The sequence below is a fragment of the Rhodococcus sp. APC 3903 genome, from assembly GCF_030407755.1.
In the GTDB taxonomy this organism is placed as follows: domain Bacteria; phylum Actinomycetota; class Actinomycetes; order Mycobacteriales; family Mycobacteriaceae; genus Rhodococcus_F; species Rhodococcus_F erythropolis.
This window is the reverse complement of sequence record NZ_JASDCV010000005.1, coordinates 273,628-292,125: the sequence shown is the minus strand read 5'-3', so window position 1 is coordinate 292,125 and position 18,498 is coordinate 273,628. Positions and strand designations below refer to the sequence as shown.

The 18,498-nt window shown below is 64.3% G+C and carries 19 protein-coding genes; 17 read left to right on the top strand and 2 right to left on the bottom strand.

The window, feature by feature from the left end; all coding sequences use genetic code 11:
* Nucleotides 1–26: 26 nt before the first annotated feature.
* Nucleotides 27–407: a nuclear transport factor 2 family protein gene (locus QMA15_RS09675; protein ID WP_019748359.1), complete on the bottom strand. Its 381-nt coding sequence runs from the start codon at nt 405–407 to the stop codon at nt 27–29.
* Between the two features lie 228 nt (nt 408–635).
* Here QMA15_RS09675 and QMA15_RS09670 point away from each other — a divergent pair, with 228 nt between their 5' ends.
* From QMA15_RS09670 to aroQ, 11 genes are all read left to right on the top strand, one after another.
* Nucleotides 636–1,961 carry a replication-associated recombination protein A gene (locus tag QMA15_RS09670; protein ID WP_223257843.1) on the top strand — a complete coding sequence of 442 codons (1,326 nt, stop codon included), beginning with the start codon at nt 636–638 and terminating at the stop codon, nt 1,959–1,961.
* Between the two features lie 77 nt (nt 1,962–2,038).
* Entirely contained in the window at nt 2,039–4,711 is a 2,673-nt protein-coding gene (alaS, locus tag QMA15_RS09665; RefSeq protein WP_019748361.1) for an alanine--tRNA ligase, read from the top strand.
* 2 nt (nt 4,712–4,713) lie between these two features.
* Nucleotides 4,714–5,247 (top strand): Holliday junction resolvase RuvX, encoded by a 534-nt coding sequence (gene ruvX, locus QMA15_RS09660; protein ID WP_003944838.1) that lies wholly within the window; start codon nt 4,714–4,716, stop codon nt 5,245–5,247.
* Nucleotides 5,244–6,554 carry an endolytic transglycosylase MltG gene (gene mltG, locus QMA15_RS09655; RefSeq protein WP_019748362.1) on the top strand — a complete coding sequence of 437 codons (1,311 nt, stop codon included), beginning with the start codon at nt 5,244–5,246 and terminating at the stop codon, nt 6,552–6,554. The genes ruvX and mltG overlap by 4 nt, the downstream gene beginning before the upstream one ends.
* Entirely contained in the window at nt 6,544–7,383 is an 840-nt protein-coding gene (locus QMA15_RS09650; protein WP_279163858.1) for a shikimate dehydrogenase, read from the top strand. Before mltG ends, QMA15_RS09650 begins: the two co-directional genes overlap by 11 nt.
* Before the next feature lie 80 nt (nt 7,384–7,463).
* Nucleotides 7,464–8,102 (top strand): A24 family peptidase, encoded by a 639-nt coding sequence (locus QMA15_RS09645; protein WP_046378530.1) that lies wholly within the window; start codon nt 7,464–7,466, stop codon nt 8,100–8,102.
* 225 nt (nt 8,103–8,327) lie between these two features.
* Nucleotides 8,328–9,026 carry a S1 family peptidase gene (locus QMA15_RS09640; RefSeq protein WP_020907692.1) on the top strand — a complete coding sequence of 233 codons (699 nt, stop codon included), beginning with the start codon at nt 8,328–8,330 and terminating at the stop codon, nt 9,024–9,026.
* 111 nt (nt 9,027–9,137) lie between these two features.
* The gene (aroC, locus tag QMA15_RS09635) at nt 9,138–10,325 is read left to right on the top strand and encodes a chorismate synthase (RefSeq protein WP_003944974.1); all 1,188 of its coding nucleotides are present in this window, start codon (nt 9,138–9,140) and stop codon (nt 10,323–10,325) included.
* 13 nt (nt 10,326–10,338) lie between these two features.
* Entirely contained in the window at nt 10,339–10,848 is a 510-nt protein-coding gene (locus QMA15_RS09630) for a shikimate kinase (RefSeq protein WP_020907693.1), read from the top strand.
* Between the two features lie 25 nt (nt 10,849–10,873).
* The gene (aroB, locus tag QMA15_RS09625) at nt 10,874–11,983 is read left to right on the top strand and encodes a 3-dehydroquinate synthase (RefSeq protein ID WP_020907694.1); all 1,110 of its coding nucleotides are present in this window, start codon (nt 10,874–10,876) and stop codon (nt 11,981–11,983) included.
* Nucleotides 11,980–12,408: a type II 3-dehydroquinate dehydratase gene (aroQ, locus tag QMA15_RS09620; protein ID WP_003944916.1), complete on the top strand. Its 429-nt coding sequence runs from the start codon at nt 11,980–11,982 to the stop codon at nt 12,406–12,408. The genes aroB and aroQ overlap by 4 nt, the downstream gene beginning before the upstream one ends.
* 87 nt (nt 12,409–12,495) lie before the next feature.
* Here aroQ and QMA15_RS09615 read toward each other — a convergent pair whose 3' ends face one another.
* Complete coding sequence (locus tag QMA15_RS09615) at nt 12,496–13,104, bottom strand: B-4DMT family transporter (RefSeq protein WP_019748369.1); 609 nt, start codon at nt 13,102–13,104, stop codon at nt 12,496–12,498.
* 111 nt (nt 13,105–13,215) lie between these two features.
* On the opposite strand from QMA15_RS09615, the gene QMA15_RS09610 reads away from it, so the two are divergent.
* From QMA15_RS09610 to QMA15_RS09585, 6 genes are all read left to right on the top strand, one after another.
* Nucleotides 13,216–14,310: a Xaa-Pro peptidase family protein gene (locus QMA15_RS09610; RefSeq protein ID WP_279163859.1), complete on the top strand. Its 1,095-nt coding sequence runs from the start codon at nt 13,216–13,218 to the stop codon at nt 14,308–14,310.
* A 34-nt stretch (nt 14,311–14,344) separates the two neighbouring features.
* A complete protein-coding gene (gene efp / locus QMA15_RS09605) occupies nt 14,345–14,908 on the top strand; it encodes an elongation factor P (protein ID WP_003944958.1) in 564 nt (187 codons plus the stop codon).
* On the top strand, nt 14,909–15,406 hold the full coding sequence (nusB, locus tag QMA15_RS09600; RefSeq protein ID WP_007728014.1) for a transcription antitermination factor NusB: 498 nt from the start codon (nt 14,909–14,911) through the stop codon (nt 15,404–15,406).
* A 173-nt stretch (nt 15,407–15,579) separates the two neighbouring features.
* Entirely contained in the window at nt 15,580–16,221 is a 642-nt protein-coding gene (pyrR, locus tag QMA15_RS09595) for a bifunctional pyr operon transcriptional regulator/uracil phosphoribosyltransferase PyrR (RefSeq protein ID WP_020907698.1), read from the top strand.
* Entirely contained in the window at nt 16,218–17,162 is a 945-nt protein-coding gene (locus tag QMA15_RS09590) for an aspartate carbamoyltransferase catalytic subunit (RefSeq protein WP_003944883.1), read from the top strand. The genes pyrR and QMA15_RS09590 overlap by 4 nt, the downstream gene beginning before the upstream one ends.
* Entirely contained in the window at nt 17,159–18,496 is a 1,338-nt protein-coding gene (locus tag QMA15_RS09585; RefSeq protein ID WP_007728012.1) for a dihydroorotase, read from the top strand. Before QMA15_RS09590 ends, QMA15_RS09585 begins: the two co-directional genes overlap by 4 nt.
* Nucleotides 18,497–18,498 lie beyond the last annotated feature (2 nt).

Below are 18,498 nucleotides of genomic sequence, written 5' to 3'. Positions count from 1 at the left end.
GAGCGCCCTTTTTCGGTCGAGTCCGCTCAGTTGTCGGAGACCAGATCGTTCTCGGACAGGTCCGTCGCCGCGAGCGCCGTCGCCAGATCAGGATGGCGGAACGTCGACGTCACCTGGTCGGCCACGACTCGGAAAGCCGAGGCCAGGGTCGCGGACTTGTCCGGTTCGGCCGCCCACGTTGCGGTCTGTTCGACGACGACCACGCCATGGTGGACGTACATCTTCCCGGGGACGAGCGTGATGCCGGCGTTGGTGGCCCACTCGCGCAGGGCAGCGAGTCCCTGGCTCGCGCCCTTGGGGCCGCCTACCTCGATGTCGTCACTCGACAACTGCAGAAGCGTGTCGATGTCTTGGGAGTTGAGTGCATCGTGCCACGCGAGGACGGTGGCGATCTCGGAGGTGCTCATGGCGACAACGCTATTACAGCGCCTTTGCCGAGGACGTGAGGGCTGGCGGAACTGCGGGTTGTGTCAAGCGTCGGTGGTCTCTAGTAGCGTCGATTCGTGAGCGATTGGCAAGCGGAAGACAGTGTGGGGGCGAAAGACGGCGTGGTGGCGGAAGACGGCGTGGTGGCGGAAGACGGCCTGTTCGAGGCAACTCCGGAGGAATCCGCGATCGTCGACGAACCCGATGTCGTGTCTGTCGCCGAGCGCGCATTGTCCTCGGTGCCGCCTGGTGCTCCTCTGGCTGTCCGCATGCGCCCCCTCACTCTCGGTGAAGTTGTCGGTCAACAGCACCTGCTCGGCCCTGGTGCTCCGCTGCGCAGAATGGTCGAGGGGTCCGGCGCTGCATCGGTACTTCTGTACGGACCTCCCGGCACCGGCAAGACCACGCTCGCGTCGTTGATCTCGGGCGCTACCGGCCGTCGGTTCGAGGCATTGTCTGCCCTGTCCGCCGGCGTCAAGGAAGTCCGCGGTGTCATCGAACTTGCCCGCCGTCGTCTGCTGAACGGCGAACAGACCGTCTTGTTCATCGACGAGGTCCATCGTTTCTCCAAAACCCAGCAGGACGCCTTGCTCGCCGCGGTCGAGAACCGGATCGTGCTCCTGGTCGGCGCGACCACCGAGAACCCGTCCTTCTCGGTCGTCTCCGCGCTGTTGTCGCGCTCGTTGGTCCTGCAACTGCAATCGCTCACCGCTGCGGATGTCCAGGAACTGCTCGAGCGTGCGGTCACCGACGAGCGCGGGTTCGGGGGAGCGATCGCGATCGACGACGACGCGATGGAACACCTCGTTCGTCTGGCAGCCGGTGACGCACGCCGAGCCCTGACGGCACTCGAGGCCGCTGCCGGAGCTGCACTGGACACGGCCGGTGACGCTCCGGGCCCGGTGGTGCTCGACCTCGCGACCGTCGAGGCCAGTGTCGACAAGGCCGCGGTTCGGTACGACCGTGCCGGGGATCAGCACTACGACGTCATCAGCGCCTTCATCAAGAGCATTCGCGGCTCCGACGTCGATGCCGCCCTGCACTACCTCGCTCGGATGCTGACCGCGGGCGAAGACCCTCGTTTCATCGCGAGGCGTCTGGTGGTTCATGCCAGCGAGGACATCGGCATGGCGGACCCGATGGCGCTGCAGACTGCCACCGCCGCTGCCCAGGCAGTGCAGCTGATCGGTATGCCGGAGGCTCGTCTGGCGCTGGCACAGGCCACCATTCATCTGGCGACGGCTCCCAAATCGGGTGCGGTGATCGCCGCTCTCGGTGCAGCCATGGCCGACGTGGCCGCCGGAAAATCCGGACTGGTACCGCCGCATCTGCGTGACGGGCACTACAAGGGTGCCGAGCAATTGGGCAACGCAGTCGGATACAAGTACCCGCACGACACACGTGATGGTGTTCTGCGGCAACAGTATCCACCGGACGATCTGGTGGGTGTCGACTATTACCAGCCCACCGCACACGGCAACGAGCGAGAGATCGCCGATCGGGTGAGCAAACTCCGCCGAATCGTTCGTGGCTGACGCCTGCCAGGTTCCACCGGTCGACGCGTTAGTCTGGACACCCATAGCTCGACGCTCTTGAAGGTAAGGACCGGTTAGTGCAAACCCACGAGATCCGCAGGCGATTCCTCGACCACTTCGTCAAGGCCGGCCACACCGAGGTGCCCAGCGCCTCGCTGATTCTCGACGACCCGAACCTTCTGTTCGTCAACGCGGGCATGGTTCCGTTCGTGCCGTTCTTCCTCGGGCAGCAGACGCCGTCCTACTCGCGCGCGACGTCTGTGCAGAAGTGTGTCCGCACCCTGGACATCGAAGAGGTCGGCATCACCACCCGCCACAACACCTTCTTCCAGATGGCGGGCAACTTCTCCTTCGGTGACTACTTCAAGAAGGAAGCCATCTCCCACGCCTGGCAGTTGCTGACAGGTTCGGTCGAGGACGGCGGATACGGCATCGATCCCACGCGCTTGTGGGCAACCGTCTATCTCGACGACGACGAAGCGTTCTCGATCTGGCGCGACGAGGTCGGTGTGCCCGAAGAGCGCATCCAGCGCCGCGGCATGAAGGACAACTACTGGTCCATGGGCATTCCCGGACCGTGCGGCCCCTGCTCGGAGATCTTCTACGACCGCGGCGCCGAGTACGGCGTCGAGGGTGGCCCGGAAGCCGACGAGGATCGCTACATCGAGATCTGGAACCTCGTGTTCATGCAGAACGAGCGCGGCGAGGGCACCAACAAGGGCGACTACCCGATCCTCGGACCGCTGCCGAAGAAGAACATCGACACCGGCATGGGCGTCGAGCGCGTTGCGTTCCTCCTGCAGGGCGTCGAAAACGTCTACGAGACAGACCTTCTCCGCCCCGTCATCGACAAGGCCGCCGAACTGACCGGCAGCGTGTACGGGACCGATCACACTTCTGACGTCCGTTTCCGCGTCATCGCCGACCACGCACGCACCGCCGCGATGTTGATCGCCGACGGTGTGAACCCCGGCAACTACGGCCGCGGATACGTCCTGCGCCGGTTGCTGCGTCGCATCGTGCGCTCGGCCAAACTGCTCGGCAGCGAGCAGCCCACCATGCGCGAGTTCATGATCGTCGTCCGCGACACGATGGCGCCGTCGTACCCGGTTCTGGAAACCGACTTCACGCGCATCGAGAACGTTGCCGTCGGTGAGGAGACCGCGTTCCTCAAGACGCTGGCGTCGGGTTCGGCCCTGTTCGAGAATGCTGCCGAGACGGTCAAGTCGTCCGGAAAGTCGGTCATCGCCGGCGATCAGGCGTTTGCACTGCACGACACCTACGGCTTCCCGATCGATCTCACGCTCGAAATGGCATCCGAGGCCGGTCTCACCGTCGACGAAGACGGCTTCCGCACGCTCATGGCCGAGCAGCGCAAGCGCGCCAAGGACGACGCTCAAGCGCGCAAGCACGCGCATGCGGACCTCACGGTCTACAAGGAACTGCTCGATCGAGGTGCCACCGAGTTCACCGGTTTCGACGAGCTCGTCTCCGAGGCTCACGTCCTCGCACTGATCGTCGACGGTGTCCGCGTGCCGGTCGCGAAGGCCGGTCAGGACGTCGAGGTCATCCTCGACCGCAGCCCGCTCTACGCAGAGTCCGGTGGACAGATCGCCGACATCGGTTCGCTCACCGCGCCGGGCCTCGAAGCCAAGGTCAACGACGTGCAGAAGATCGCCAAGAAGGTCTGGACGCACAAGGTGACGGTGCAGAAGGGCGAGATCACCGAGGGCGACGTCGTGCTCGCGCACGTCGACGCCGAGTGGCGCAAGGGTGCAACCCAGGGGCACTCCGGTACCCACATGGTGCACGCGGCGCTGCGTCAGGTGCTCGGCCCCAACGCCGTTCAGGCGGGTTCGCTCAACAAGCCGGGTTACCTCCGCTTCGATTTCTCCTGGCAGGGCGCGCTGTCCGACTCCCAGAAGCAGGACATCGAGGCACTCACCAACGAAGCCGTGGCGTCCAACTACGCGGTCAACACATTTGTCACGGATCTCGACAAGGCCAAGGCTATGGGTGCGATGGCACTCTTCGGTGAGAACTACGGGGACGAGGTTCGTGTCGTCGAAATCGGCGGTCCGTTCTCGATGGAACTGTGCGGCGGTACTCACGTCGGAAGCTCCGCCCAGATCGGTCAGGTCACGCTGCTCGGTGAGCAGTCGGTCGGCTCCGGAATCCGACGCGTCGAGGCGTACGTCGGTTTGGACTCCTACCGCTACCTCGCCAAGGAACGCGCTCTCCTCGCCGGACTCTCCTCCTCACTGAAGGTTCCTTCGGAAGAGGTACCCGCCCGCGTCGAGGCGCTCGTCGAGCGACTCAAGGTGGCCGAGAAGGAACTCGAGCAGACCAAGGCCAAGGCTGTGCTGGCGTCGGCAGGCGAGTACGTCGCCAAGGCCAAGCGCATCGGTAGCGTCCTGGTCATTGCCGAGCCTGCTCCCGCGGGAGTCGGCGGCAACGATCTGCGCAGCCTCGTCACGGACATCAAGGGCCGACTCGGCTCCGAACCCGCCGTCGTAGCTCTCCTCGGTGACGTCGACGGCAAGGTCCCGTTCGTGGTCGCATCCAGCAAGGCGGCCCAGGGTCTCGGTGTGAAGGCCGGCGAGCTTGTCGCGTCCTTCGGTCCCAAGATCGGTGGCCGCGGCGGCGGAAAGCCCGACATGGCCCAGGGTTCGGGTTCGGACTCCGCCGGAATCCCGGCGGCGCTCGATGCGATCCGGGACAGAGTCGGAGAGCTGGCGGGCGGCAGCTGACGGTGGTGGCTACGCAGCAGGGTCCCGATCGCCCCGGCATCGACGACCCTGGTCGCGGGCGGCGCATCGCCATCGACGTCGGCAGTGTTCGCATCGGCGTCGCGTCAAGCGACCCCGACGGCATCCTCGCGACACCGGTGGAAACGGTTCCACGCTCGAAGGAGCGTGGGCCCGACGCGCCGGATATCCGGCGCATTATCGCCATCGTGTCCGAATACGAGGCCGTTGAGGTTATCGTCGGACTGCCACAGACGCTGCGCGGTGAGCAAGGTAAAGCCGCCGGTATCGCGACTGCATTCGCCAAACGACTGCAGCGGGCCGTCGAACCGATCCCGGTGAGACTGTCCGACGAACGACTGACGACCGTCACGGCTGCGCGCAACCTCCGCGAAAGTGGAGTCAAGGCTCGCGGCCAGCGGCCGATGATCGATCAGGCTGCGGCGGTGGAAATCCTGCAAGGCTGGCTGGACGAGCGGAGTAGAGCTGTGAAACCAGGGGAGTCGTCGAAGGACGCTGCACTGGAGGGCGATCTGTGAACGCGCGGTGGGATGAGGGCGGCGGAAGCCGGCCCACCAGTTCGTTCGACTTCGACAACGACGAGACCATGGTCATGCGTGCGTTGCCGCAGAACATCGATCCGCCGCATATGTCGCGAGCGGAGGCACGCAAGCAACGCGAAGCGCGCAACAAGCGCGCCAAGCGAGGTAAGAAGGTTGGTGTTCTCGCTCTCCTGGTGTTGGTGATCGCGGTTCTCGGTGTCGGTGCCTACGGTGCCCTCTGGTACATGGATCGCAACAAGGCCGCGGAGGACTTCGCCGGCCCGGGCGGCGCACCCGTGGTCATCCAGATCAACAGTGGAGAAACCGCATCGGAGATCGGTGCGACGCTGGAGGCGAAGAACGTCGTCGCGAGTTCCGCTGCTTTCTACAACGCTGCGATCGCCAATCCGTCGGAGATCCAGAAGGTACAACCCGGCTTCTACCAGGTGCCGGTGCAGAGTAGTGCCGCGAGCGCACTCGACAGTTTGGTTGCCCCGGACTCCCGAGTCGGCAGTGTTGTCATCGCCGAAGGGCGTCAGCTGCACGACAGTTCGGACGCGCAGACGGGCTCGCTCAAGAAGGGCATCTACAACCTCATTTCCGAGGCGAGTTGTGTCGGCCCGGTTTCCGCTCAGAAGTGCGTCTCGACGGACGAATTGAACACTGCGGGAGCGTCTTCCGATCTGGCTTCGCTCGGCGTGCCGGACTGGGCGATGTCGTCGGTCAAGAGCGTGCCGGACAAGGACCGTCAGCTCGAAGGCCTGATCGCCGCCAGCAGTTGGGATTTCGACCCCACTGCGACGCCGACCGAGATCCTGCGTTCGTTGGTCGAGGGCAGCGCCGCCAAGTACGAGGCCACCGGGATCCTGACAGCAGGCAGCGGAGTCGGAATGTCGCCGTACCAGTTGTTGGTGGCAGCGTCGCTGGTCGAACGTGAGGCATTGCCTGGCGACATGGCCAAGGTCGCGCGGGTGATCGTCAACCGACTCGCAGTCGATCAGCCTTTGCAGTTCGACTCCACGGTCAACTACTCACTCGACACCACCGAGGTCGCCACGACCGATGCGGACCGTGAGCGCGTCACGCCCTGGAACACGTACGCAATGCCCGGTCTGCCTGCGACGCCTATTGCTTCACCGAGCATCGACGCGCTGAAGGCCGTGGAATCTCCGGCGGCCGGTGACTGGTTGTACTTCGTCACGATCAACAAGGAAGGCCAGACGCTCTTCACCAAGAGTTACGAGGAGCATCTGGCCAACATCGAACTGGCACAGCAAAGTGGGATTCTCGACAGTGGACGGTAGTACCGCGACTTCGCTCGCGACGCCGCGTAAGGCGGCAGTTCTCGGAAGCCCGATCGCTCACTCGAAGTCGCCGTTGCTGCACCTTGCTGCGTACGAGGCTTTGGGTCTGAGCGATTGGACCTACGAGCGGATCGAATGCACCGGCGAGCAGTTGCCTGCCCTCGTTGACTCACTCGGCCCCGAATGGGTCGGCCTCTCCGTGACGATGCCGGGCAAGATCGCAGCACTCGACTATGCCACCGAACGCACACCGCGAGCGGTGACCATCGGCTCGGCGAACACCCTGGTCCGCATCGAGGGCGGTTGGCGTGCCGACTGCACGGACGTCGACGGAGTCAGCGGTGCGTTGATCGCCGGCGGCGTCGGCGATCTCAGCGGCACTTCGGCGGTCGTCGTCGGCGCGGGCGGCACCGCGCGGCCGGCATTGGTCGCGTTGGCCGACATGGGAGTTCGGACAGTCACCGTGGTCGCGCGTGATCCGGGGCGAGCATCCGGTGCCATCGAATGCGGCAGTGCTGTCGGGTTGGGCATTGATCTGGTCTCTTTCGACGACGCACGACTCGGTGGGATCTGTGCCGAATCCTCGGTCTTGGTCAGCACCGTTCCCGCAGAAGCGGCCGCGCCTTTCGCCCAGCAACTGGGGAGGGCACGATTTGTCCTCGACGCGATCTACAACCCCTGGCCGACGCCACTCGCTTCGGTTGTCGAGGCGGCTGGTGGCACGGTGATCGGTGGCCTCGCGATGTTGCTCAATCAGGCCTTCGGGCAGGTAGAGCAGTTCACGGGCAAGCCCGCTCCGCGAAAGGCGATGGCAGCCGCTATCGCTTAGCTCTGTTCACAGTGTCGAGGTAGTCCACAAGACGATTCGTAGAGTGCCGCTGGTGAACGCTAGACACCAAGCTCGAAACCATGTGGACGTTGGTGGTCTTGGCAGGCGCTGGGGTAGTCGGTGGTGTCGGTGCTCGGGCGATCGTCGACAGTTGGTTGCGACGACACGGTTATCGACCAGTCGTGGCTCTCTGTTGTGTGCCCCAGTGCGGTGTCGCCACAGGTTGGGTTGCCGTCGGCGCACTGAATACCTCGGTGGTGCAACTGATCTCAGGTCTTGCCGTGGTGTGGTGGTGCGTCGCAATCTCGACTGTCGACCTGGCCGTGCGCCGGCTGCCCAACAGTTTCACGCTGCCCGGCTACGCAGTCGTGATGGTCTATGCGGCGGCGTCGGGAACGGTGTGGGTTGCTGCGGTGGGATCGGCACTGCTCGCCGGAATCCACCTCCTGGCGCACGTGATGTCGCCTGGTTCGATGGGTCTCGGCGATGTGAAGCTCTCTCTTCCGCTGGGCGCTCTGACCGGATTGGTGGGCGCTGACGCCTGGCTGTGGTCGTTGGTGTCTGCATCGGTGCTCACCGCAACCCTGGGTGTCGTGATCGAACTGCGAAAACTGGGCCGGCGACAGTCGGGTCCGGTAGCCCACAATTCGCCCATCGCGCACGGTCCCTCGATGTGCCTGGCAGCCTGCGGTTCGATGGCGTTTGCCTGGTTGACGTGACGAGTGCAACATCCACGGAAAACCTTGCGTTATTGACTATTCAACGACGGACCGTGATCTGCAGGAAAGACGTAACCGTCGGTTTCATAAAGGCGGGTATCGCAGGCGCGCAGTCCCAGCATGCGGCGAGTCGGACTTGCCGAATGTCCACTCCCTGACGTTGACTGAGGCTTCGGAAATGGGACAAAACGAATCTCGTTTCGCACTCGATTATCGGGGGAACCTATGCGCACAAGGCTTTTCGTCGCTGCGGCAGCCTGTTTGGCGGCTGTGGCTGCAGGGGCGGGCGTCGCCGGCGCCGCGCCTGCACCTTCGTCGGTGGCACTGGGCGGGGGCTCAGGAATCCTGCTGCCGGACGTGGATCATTCCGATCCGGAGCAAGTTGCGGCGTGCACGTTGACCGCGGTCGGATACGACAACGCCGGCTCGCTCGTGGCACTCACCGCCGGACACTGCGGAGTTGTCGGGGACCGGGTGTTCGCCGAATACCTGCCCGAAGCCGGCCCCATCGGTCGGTTCTCCTACTCGAGTCCGGTCTCGGATATCGCGGTGATCGATCTCGACGACGCGAAGGTAGCCCCGCTACGTACCGTCGGCGGCACGACGATCAACGGAATCGGCGCTCCGCCGGCACCGGGCACGATCGTGTGCAAGGAAGGCCGTTCGACCGGCAACACGTGCGGTATCACCTGGGGCTACGACTCCGTCTACGGTGAAATTGTCGAGCACACGTGCTCGATTCCCGGAGACTCCGGTGGACCACTCGTCGTCGGCGATCGCCTGGTGGGCTTGATCAGCAACGGCTTCGAACCGTACTGCTTCGAGCCGCTCCCGCCGCCGTTCCATGCTCCCGACAACTCGGCGGACATCAACATCGGTTTGGCTGACATCAATGCCAACGGTGGAGGATTCCGCCTGTTCTAGACCCGCAGGAACCTCTGAGATGGCCCACACGCATCGTGCGTGTGGGCCATCTGTGTTCACCGGGAGGGCCACTGTGACAACTGAGGTCCGCGACGTGGAAAGATGGTCGGCGTGCTGCGTTGGATAACTGCCGGAGAATCCCATGGTCCCGCCCTCGTCGCGATGCTCGAGGGCATGGTCGCGGGGGTCGAAGTGACCTCTGAGGCCATCTCGTCCGAACTTGCCCGTCGTCGACTCGGTTACGGCCGTGGCGCGCGGATGAAGTTCGAGGCCGACAAGGTCACCATCATCGGTGGTGTCCGCCACGGATTTACGCTCGGTGGCCCCGTGGCCATCGAAATCGGCAACACCGAGTGGCCCAAGTGGGAAACCATCATGTCCGCCGATCCGGTCGACCCGGACCTGCTCGCCGATCAGGCTCGCAATGCCCCGCTGACGCGCCCGCGTCCCGGTCACGCCGATTACAGCGGCATGCTCAAGTACGGCTTCAACGACGCGCGTCCCGTCCTCGAGCGCGCCAGCGCTCGCGAGACCGCAGCCCGTGTAGCCGCCGGAACAGTCGCACGGTCGTTCCTGCGTCAGGTATTCGGTGCCGAGGTCGTTTCACACGTTATTTCCATCGGTGCTTCCGAGCCTTACGTCGGGCCCGTGCCGGAGGGCAAAGACCTGGACGCGATCGACGCGAGCCCGGTCCGTGCCTTCGACAAGGCTGCAGAAGAGTCGATGATCGCCGAAATCGAATCGGCCAAGAAGGACGGCGACACCCTCGGTGGCGTCGTCGAGGTCGTCATCCACGGGCTGCCAGTCGGACTCGGCACCTTCGTCAGTGGCGCCGAGCGTCTCGATTCACGACTTGCCGCAGCTCTCATGGGAATTCAGGCCATCAAGGGTGTCGAGGTCGGTGACGGCTTCGAGACCGCGCGTCGTCGTGGCAGCGAAGCTCACGACGAAATCCGCCCGGGCCCGGACGGCATCGTGCGCTCCACCAACCGCGCAGGCGGTATCGAAGGTGGCATGACCAATGGTGAGGCCCTTCGAGTTCGCGCCGCGATGAAGCCGATCTCGACGGTTCCGCGCGCTCTGGCGACGGTCGACATGGAGAGCGGCGAGGAAGCGGTTGCCATCCACCAGCGCAGCGATGTGTGCGCGGTTCCGGCCGCCGGCGTCGTCGCCGAATCGATGGTTGCGCTTGTCGTGGCTCAGGCCGCACTCGAAAAGTTCGGTGGTGATTCCATTGCTGAAACCACTGCCAACTACCGTCGTTACGCCGAGGGCATCGCAGCCCGACCGCCTCGATAGGACTCACGTATCGATGAAGCCGAAGGCTGTACTCATCGGTCCGCCCGGTGCCGGCAAATCGACCATCGGTCGACGTCTCGCGCAGGCACTCGAACTCGAATTGGTCGATACCGACGCCGAGATCGAACGGACCACGGGTAGAACGATCCCGGAGATCTTCACCCATGACGGAGAGCCTCGGTTTCGTGAGATCGAGGAATCGGTGGTTCGCGACGCGTTGCAGGCCACCGACGGAATCGTCTCGCTCGGCGGTGGTGCGATCCTGTCCGATCGCACGCGCGAACTGCTCCAGGGCCACACGGTCATCTACCTGGAGATCAGTGTCGCCGAAGGGCTTCGCCGCACGGGGGCGAACAATCATCGTCCGCTGCTGGCCGGCGGAGATCCCAAGGTCAAGTACCAGGAGCTGATGAGGCGTCGTCGTCCGCTGTACCGGCGTTCGGCCACGATTCGGATTCGGACCGACGGCCGAAGCCCGGCGCGTGTCGTCGGGCAATTGGTGTCGAAACTTCAAGACAAATGAACAACCGGAGCGGAGTAGTGGAGCAGTGACCGAACCCGTACGTGTAGAGGTGAAGACCGCAAGTCCCTACCCGGTCGTGATCGGCCGCGGCCTGCTCGGTGACCTTGTTGCCGAGTTCGACGGCGCGCGCACTGTCGCGATCTTCCATCAGCCGCCGCTGGCAGAGACCGCGGAGGCTGTACGGGCTGCGTTGGCGGAGAAGGGAATCGACGCTCACCGCATCGAAATCCCCGACGCCGAGGACGGTAAGGATCTTGCCGTCGCGGGCTTCTGCTGGGACGTGCTCGGCCGGATCGGCCTGACTCGCAGCGACGCGATCATGAGCTTGGGCGGGGGAGCGGCGACCGACCTCACCGGCTTCGTCGCGGCTACGTGGATGCGTGGTGTCAAGGTTGTTCACGTTCCCACCACTTTGCTCGCGATGGTCGACGCAGCAGTGGGCGGCAAGACCGGTATCAACACCGAAGCGGGCAAGAACCTCGTCGGTTCGTTCCACGAGCCGGGAGCGGTGTTCATCGATCTCGCGACGCTCGAGACTGTGCCGCACAACGAGATCGTTGCAGGCATGGCCGAGGTCATCAAGACCGGATTCATCGCCGACCCGGTGATCCTGGACCTCATCGAAGCCGATCCCAAGGCTGCTCTCGATCCGTCGGGAACTGTTCTGCCCGAGCTGATTCGGCGCTCCGTCGAGGTCAAGGCCAAGGTCGTGGCCGCGGATCTGCGCGAGTCGGATCTGCGCGAAATCCTCAACTACGGCCACACACTCGGCCACGCGATCGAACGTCGTGAGCGCTACAAGTGGCGCCACGGTGCTGCCGTCTCCGTCGGGCTGGTCTTCGCTGCCGAACTCGGACGGCTCGCGGGCCGACTCGACGACGCCACCGCCGATCGTCACAAGTCGATCCTCGATCTCGTCGGGCTGCCGACGTCGTACGACGGTGATGCGTTCGGCGATCTGATGAAGGGAATGCAGACCGACAAGAAGAACCGTGCCGGGCTGCTCCGTTTCGTGGTCCTCGACGGCCTCGCCAAGCCGGGCCGCCTCGAAGGGCCGGATCCGAGCCTGCTGGTCGCGGCGTACTCCGCGATCGCCCGTGATCCTCGGCCGGCCGGCGGAACGGTCCTGCTGTGAGGATCAACGTCGTCAACGGACCCAATCTGGGGCGTCTGGGTAAGCGTCAGCCCGAGGTCTACGGCGCGACCACACACGACGATCTGATCGAATTGTGCGTCGCGGCAGGTAAGGAGCTCGGCGTCGAGGTGATCGTCCGTCAGAGCGATCACGAAGGCGATCTGCTCGGTTGGATCCACGACGCGGCGGACGCGGGGGAACCGGTGATCCTCAATGCCGGCGGCTTGACGCACACGTCGGTGGTCCTGCGAGATGCATGCGCCGAACTGACCGCAGGTCTCGTCGAGGTGCACATCTCGAACGTTCATGCGCGAGAAGAGTTTCGGCACCATTCCTACCTGAGTCCGATTGCGACCGGCGTGATCGTCGGACTCGGCGTCGCCGCGTATCCGCTGGCGATCAGGTTCCTCGCCGAGCGAGGCTGAACGAGGGAAGTCGAAAAGCCGACCACACAAATGCGGCCCCGAGGAAAATTTCCTCGGGGCCGCATTTGTGTGTGTGGACGGCGGGCGTTACTGCTCGCGCTTGCCCAGATCGATCGCTGGGAAGACCGCGGTATCGGCGTCGGATTCCTCGACGGACATGGCGGCTCCGCTGTATGCGTGCTGCTCGGTGGGGGAGTCGTAGCCCTCGCTGACGGGCACCGGTTCGTGGTGACGCTCGTGGGACGGGGTCTGCGGAGCGGTTCCGTTCTTGCGCTGTTCACGACTGACGAAGAAACGTCCGACGGTGATGGCGATCATGGCGGGGACGAAGATGAGAAGGATCGTGAACGCCGCACCGGAGGTCACCTCGAAGAACAAGCCCTGCTGAGTGAGTTCGAGGGAGGGGACCAGGCTGAGTGCCCAGCTGGCAGCGCCGGCGACGAATCCGCCGACCAAAGCAGCTTTGAGCCACAGCATGGTCAGATCGGCGCCGTCCTCGGGTTCCGGGAAGTTTCGGCGGTCGCGAATGCCGTCGATACCACCCCAGATCGCGGCGAAGACGATGACGATCAACAGGGACAGCCAGCGCAGGGTGGACCCCTGAAGCGGCCACTGTGCGATTGCTGCACCGAGCAATGCACGAAACACAACATGTATCAGGGCCATGCCGAGGCCACGTACCAACCACGCATTCATGGGTACAGCCTAACTAGAACCCATTACACCTTGTGGCCTAACCCACACTTATTGCTGTAACCGTGAGTTTCGAGTTGATCGGCAGGTCTGCGAGGGCGGTAGGTTCGAGGGATGCCGGTCGACTTCAGAACACGCCGTGAATCCCTCAGACGCCTCCTCGCGGAGCGCGAACTCGACGCGATTCTCGTCACAGATCTCCTCAATATCAGGTACCTCACCGGTTTCACCGGTTCCAATGCTGCGCTCGTCGTCAGTGCGTCCGATTCGGAGTCCGACGAACTCGCGACGGTGATCTGCACCGACGGTCGTTACGTGACACAGGTGGCGGAGCAGGTTCCGGACCTGCGCGCTGAAATCGCCCGTTCGAGTGCTGCGCACTTGATCGAGAAGTCGACGATGCCCGTTCTCGCGTTCGAGTCACACGTCGCGACGTTCGCCGAACATCGCGCATGGACCGAGGCAGCACCGAAGATCCGGTTCGAACCGGTGAGTGGACTCGTCGAACAGTTGCGCATGGTCAAGGACGAGCACGAGGTGGAGTTGTTGCGCGCCGCATGCACTTCAGCCGATGTCGCGTTGGCGCAGTTGATCGCTCGCGGCGGTCTCCGACCTGGCCGAACCGAACGAGAGGTCGGTCGTGAACTGGAAAACCTGATGCTCGACAACGGCGCAGACGGTATTTCCTTCGAGACGATCGTGGCGGCAGGCGTCAACTCGGCGATTCCGCATCACCGACCGACCGACGCGATCCTGGCGTCGGGTGACTTCGTCAAACTCGACTTCGGCGCACAGGTCGGTGGGTACCACTCGGACATGACCCGGACGTACGTGCTCGAGTCCGTTTCCGATTGGCAACGGGAGATTTACGAACTCGTCGCGCGGTCACAAGCTGCCGGTTGCGATGCCCTCGCTCCGGGTGTCGAATGTGCGGCCGTGGACGCCGCCGCCCGTTCGGTGATCGACGATGCAGGCTACGGCGAGTTGTTCCTGCACGGCCTCGGCCACGGTGTCGGCCTCGAAATCCACGAAGCACCGGGAATCGGCAAGCTCGGCACCGGTACACTTCTTTCCGGCGCGGCGGTGACCGTCGAGCCGGGCGTGTACTTCTCCGGGCGCGGAGGTGTACGGATCGAGGACACGCTCGTTGTTCGTGAGCAGGGGCCAGAGCTGCTCACACTGACCGCAAAAGACCTTACCGTCGTCTGAGACGGTTTCCCGACCCCTAGGAGACGCGAAGCAAGTGGCTTCCACCAGTGATTTCAAGAATGGTCTGGTTCTGCAGATCGAAGGCCAGCTGTGGACGATCATCGAGTTCCAGCATGTCAAGCCCGGCAAGGGCCCTGCCTTCGTGCGCACCAAGCTCAAGAACGTGCTCTCGGGCAAGGTAGTGGACAAGACGTTCAACGCCGGTGTGAAGGTCGAGACCGCCACGGTCGACCGTCGTGACATGACCTACCTGTACCACGACGGCAGCGACTACATCTTCATGGACGGCGACACCTACGACCAGGTGTCGATCAGTGAATCCACCGTCGGCGACCAGTCGCGTTTCCTGCTCGAGAACATGGCCGTCCAGGTCGCGACCCACGAAGACGTTCCCCTCTTCGTCGAGCTTCCGGTCACGGTCGAGCTCGTCGTCAAGCACACCGATCCGGGCCTGCAGGGCGACCGCTCCACCGGCGGCACCAAGCCTGCCACCCTCGAGACCGGTGCCGAGATCAACGTGCCGCTCTTCATCAACACCGGTGACAAGCTCAAGGTCGATTCCCGTGACGGCAACTACCTCGGGCGTGTGAATTCCTGAGTGTCCGGCACACATAAGAAACTCGGTGCACGCCACAAGGCGCGCAAGCGTGCCGTCGACTTCCTCTTCGAAGCCGAGGCACGTGACCTCGATCCGGTCGCGCTCGCATCGGAGCGTTCCGATCTGTCCGTCAAGGACGACGCGGTAGCACCCGTCGCGGCCTACACCGTCACGTTGGTGTCCGGCGTTGCGGAGAATCTGGACCGGATCGATCAGGTCATCTCCTCGCATCTGCAGGATTGGACGCTCGAGCGTCTGCCCGCCGTCGACCGTGCGATTCTGCGTATCGCCGTGTGGGAGCTCTTCCATGCGACGGACGTTCCGCCGGTTGTCGCCGTGGACGAGGCCGTCGAACTCGCGAAGCAGCTCTCGACGGACGACTCTCCGGGATTCGTCAACGGAATCCTCGGTCAGGTCGTTCTCGTTGCGCCGCAGGTTCGATCGGCTGCAGCTGCGACCTCGCAGCGCGCGCAGGAATCGGATTCGGGTACCGAGTAGCAAGTTCTGTTCCACCACCGCCGTGCGAGTGTCACCGTGCGCGTTGTGTGTCTGCACACAACCGGTCTCAGTCGCTGCTCGCACGGCGGGATCAGGTCTGTCGGCTGATAGGGTGGGGACCGTCAGACATCCTTTAACGATCCGTCCAGTGAGGCGGAGAAGGAGGTCGCTGTATGAGCGTGCCCGAAGGGTCTCGCCCATCCGATCTTGCAGGTCCAGGCAGCGCCAAGGCATCCGCTGGTGCCGAGGCAAGTAGCGAGACCCGTGAATTGTTGTCCGCCCAGGATGTGGGCCGGACCATCGCGCGGATCGCTCACGAGATCATCGAGAAAACCGCACTCGACGGACCCGAGGGAACAGCCCCTCGTGTGGTCCTGATCGGCATCCCGACGCGCGGAACCACCCTCGCCACGCGACTGCGCGCCAAGATCGAAGAATTCTCCGGTGTGCGTCTTCCCATCGGATCTCTCGACATCACGCTCTACCGTGATGATCTCCGCACCAAGCCGCATCGCCCGCTCGAGCGCACGTCCGTCCCCGAAGGTGGCGTCGACAATGCTCTGGTCGTCCTGGTGGACGATGTCCTCTTCTCCGGTCGCACCGTGCGCTCCGCCCTCGATGCGTTGCGCGATCTCGGTCGCCCCCGGGCCGTCCAACTCGCAGTGCTGGTCGATCGCGGTCATCGCGAACTGCCGCTGCGCGCCGACTACGTCGGCAAGAACGTCCCGACCGCGAGGTCAGAAGACGTCAAGGTTCTCCTCCAGGAACACGACGGCAGGGAAGCGGTAGTCATCTCCGGAGGTAAGAGCGCGTGAAGCACCTTCTTTCCATCGCGGACCTCGATCGTGAGTCCGCGGTAGAACTTCTCGACGAGGCAGAACGCTTCGAGCAGGCGCTGCTGGGCCGCGAAGTACGCAAACTCCCGACGCTGCGCGGACGCACGGTCATGACGGTGTTCTTCGAGAACTCGACGCGCACCCGGGTGTCCTTCGAGGTGGCCGGTAAGTGGATGAGCGCGGACGTCATCAACGTCAGCGCATCGAGTTCCTCGGTGTCCAAGGGCGAATCCCTGCGCGATACCGCGATGACCCTGCGCGCGGCCGGTGCTGACGCCCTCATCGTGCGGCATCCGGCTTCGGGTGCCGCCCATCAGATCGCCAAGTGGACCGGAGCGGCCGACGACGGTGGCCCGGCAGTCATCAACGCAGGTGACGGCACGCATGAGCATCCAACTCAGGCGCTTCTCGACGCTTTGACCCTTCGCCAGCGCCTCGGCGACATCGAGGGCAAGCGGATCGCGATCGTCGGCGACATTCTGCACAGCCGTGTGGCCCGGTCCAACGCGCTGCTGCTCTCGATGCTCGGCGCGGAGGTCGTCTTGGTGGCGCCTCCGACACTGCTGCCGGTCGGCGCGCACACGTGGCCGGTCACGGTCTCGCATTCGCTCGACGCCGAACTGCCCGGACTCGACGCGGTGCTGATGCTGCGGGTTCAGGCCGAACGCATGAACGGCGGCTTCTTCCCTTCGCAGCGCGAGTACTCGATCAACTACGGCCTGTCCGAGAAGCGACTGGCGATGCTGGCCGACCACGCGGTGGTCTTGCACCCCGGTCCGATGCTGCGCGGCATGGAGATCGCATCCGCCGTCGCCGATTCCTCGAAAACTGCTGTACTGCAACAGGTTACCAACGGCGTACACATGCGCATGGCTGTCTTGTTCCGACTGCTGGTCGGGTCGGAGGACGGTGCGCTGTGACCAGAAACGAGAACGGAGAATCACCCGTGAGTGTCCTGCTCCGCGGAGTCCTGATCTACGGAGAAGGTGAGCCCACCGACGTACTCGTCGGCGACGGCACGATCCTCGAGATCGGCGTGGATCTCGATCCGGCCACGGCATCCGAGGTGATCGATGCCGGCGGGCAGATCCTGCTTCCCGGCTTCGTGGACCTGCACACCCATCTACGTGAGCCTGGTCGCGAAGACACCGAGACCATCGAAACCGGAAGCTCCGCGGCCGCTCTGGGTGGATACACCGCGGTCTTCGCGATGGCGAACACGAGCCCCGTCGCCGATTCGGTGGTCATCACCGATCACGTCTGGCGACGCGGACAGGAAGTCGGCCTCGTCGACGTCCACCCCGTCGGCGCAGTCACCGCAGGCCTGGAAGGCAAGCAGCTCGCCGAGATGGCGACCATGGCCGCAGGCGTCGGCAAGGTCAAGATGTTCTCCGACGACGGTCACTGCGTCTACGACCCACTGATCATGCGTCGCGCGCTCGAATACTCCAGCTCACTGGGCGTCCTGATCGCGCAGCACGCGGAAGAACCGCGTTTGACGGTCGGTGCGGTCGCCCACGAGGGCCCCACGGCCGCGCGTCTCGGCCTGGCCGGATGGCCGCGAGCAGCCGAAGAATCGATCGTGGCCCGTGACGCACTGCTCGCGCGTGACGCCGGCGCCCGCGTTCACATCTGCCACGCATCCACCGCCGGAACCGTCGAACTCGTGAAGTGGGCTCGCAGCCAAGGGATTTCGATCACCGCCGAGGTCACCCCGCATCACCTGCTCCTCGATGATTCACGTCTCGAGACGTACGACGCCATCAACAAGGTCAACCCGCCACTTCGTGAGGCCAGCGATGTTGCTGCCCTGCGCAAGGGTCTGGCCGAGGGCATCATCGACTGCGTGGCCACCGATCACGCTCCGCACGCCGAGCAGGACAAGTGCTGCGAATTCGCGGCCGCCCGCCCCGGAATGCTCGGCCTCGAGACCGCGCTCTCGATCATCGTGCAGACGATGGTCCAGCCTGGCCTGTTGGACTGGCGCGGTGTTGCGCGGGTCATGAGCGAGCGCCCGGCGGCGATCGTCGGACTCGACGATCAAGGCCGTCCCATCGAGGTGGGGGAGCCCGCCAACCTGACATTGGTCGATCCGTCGGCCGAGTGGACGGTCCACGGCCCAGACCTGGCGAGTGTCGCGCATAACACTCCGTACGAGTCGATGACATTGCCCGCACGGGTCACGACCACACTGTTACGTGGCCGCATCACCGCACACGACGGGAATGTGCGGCTGCGGAGTAGCGAGGAGTAGCG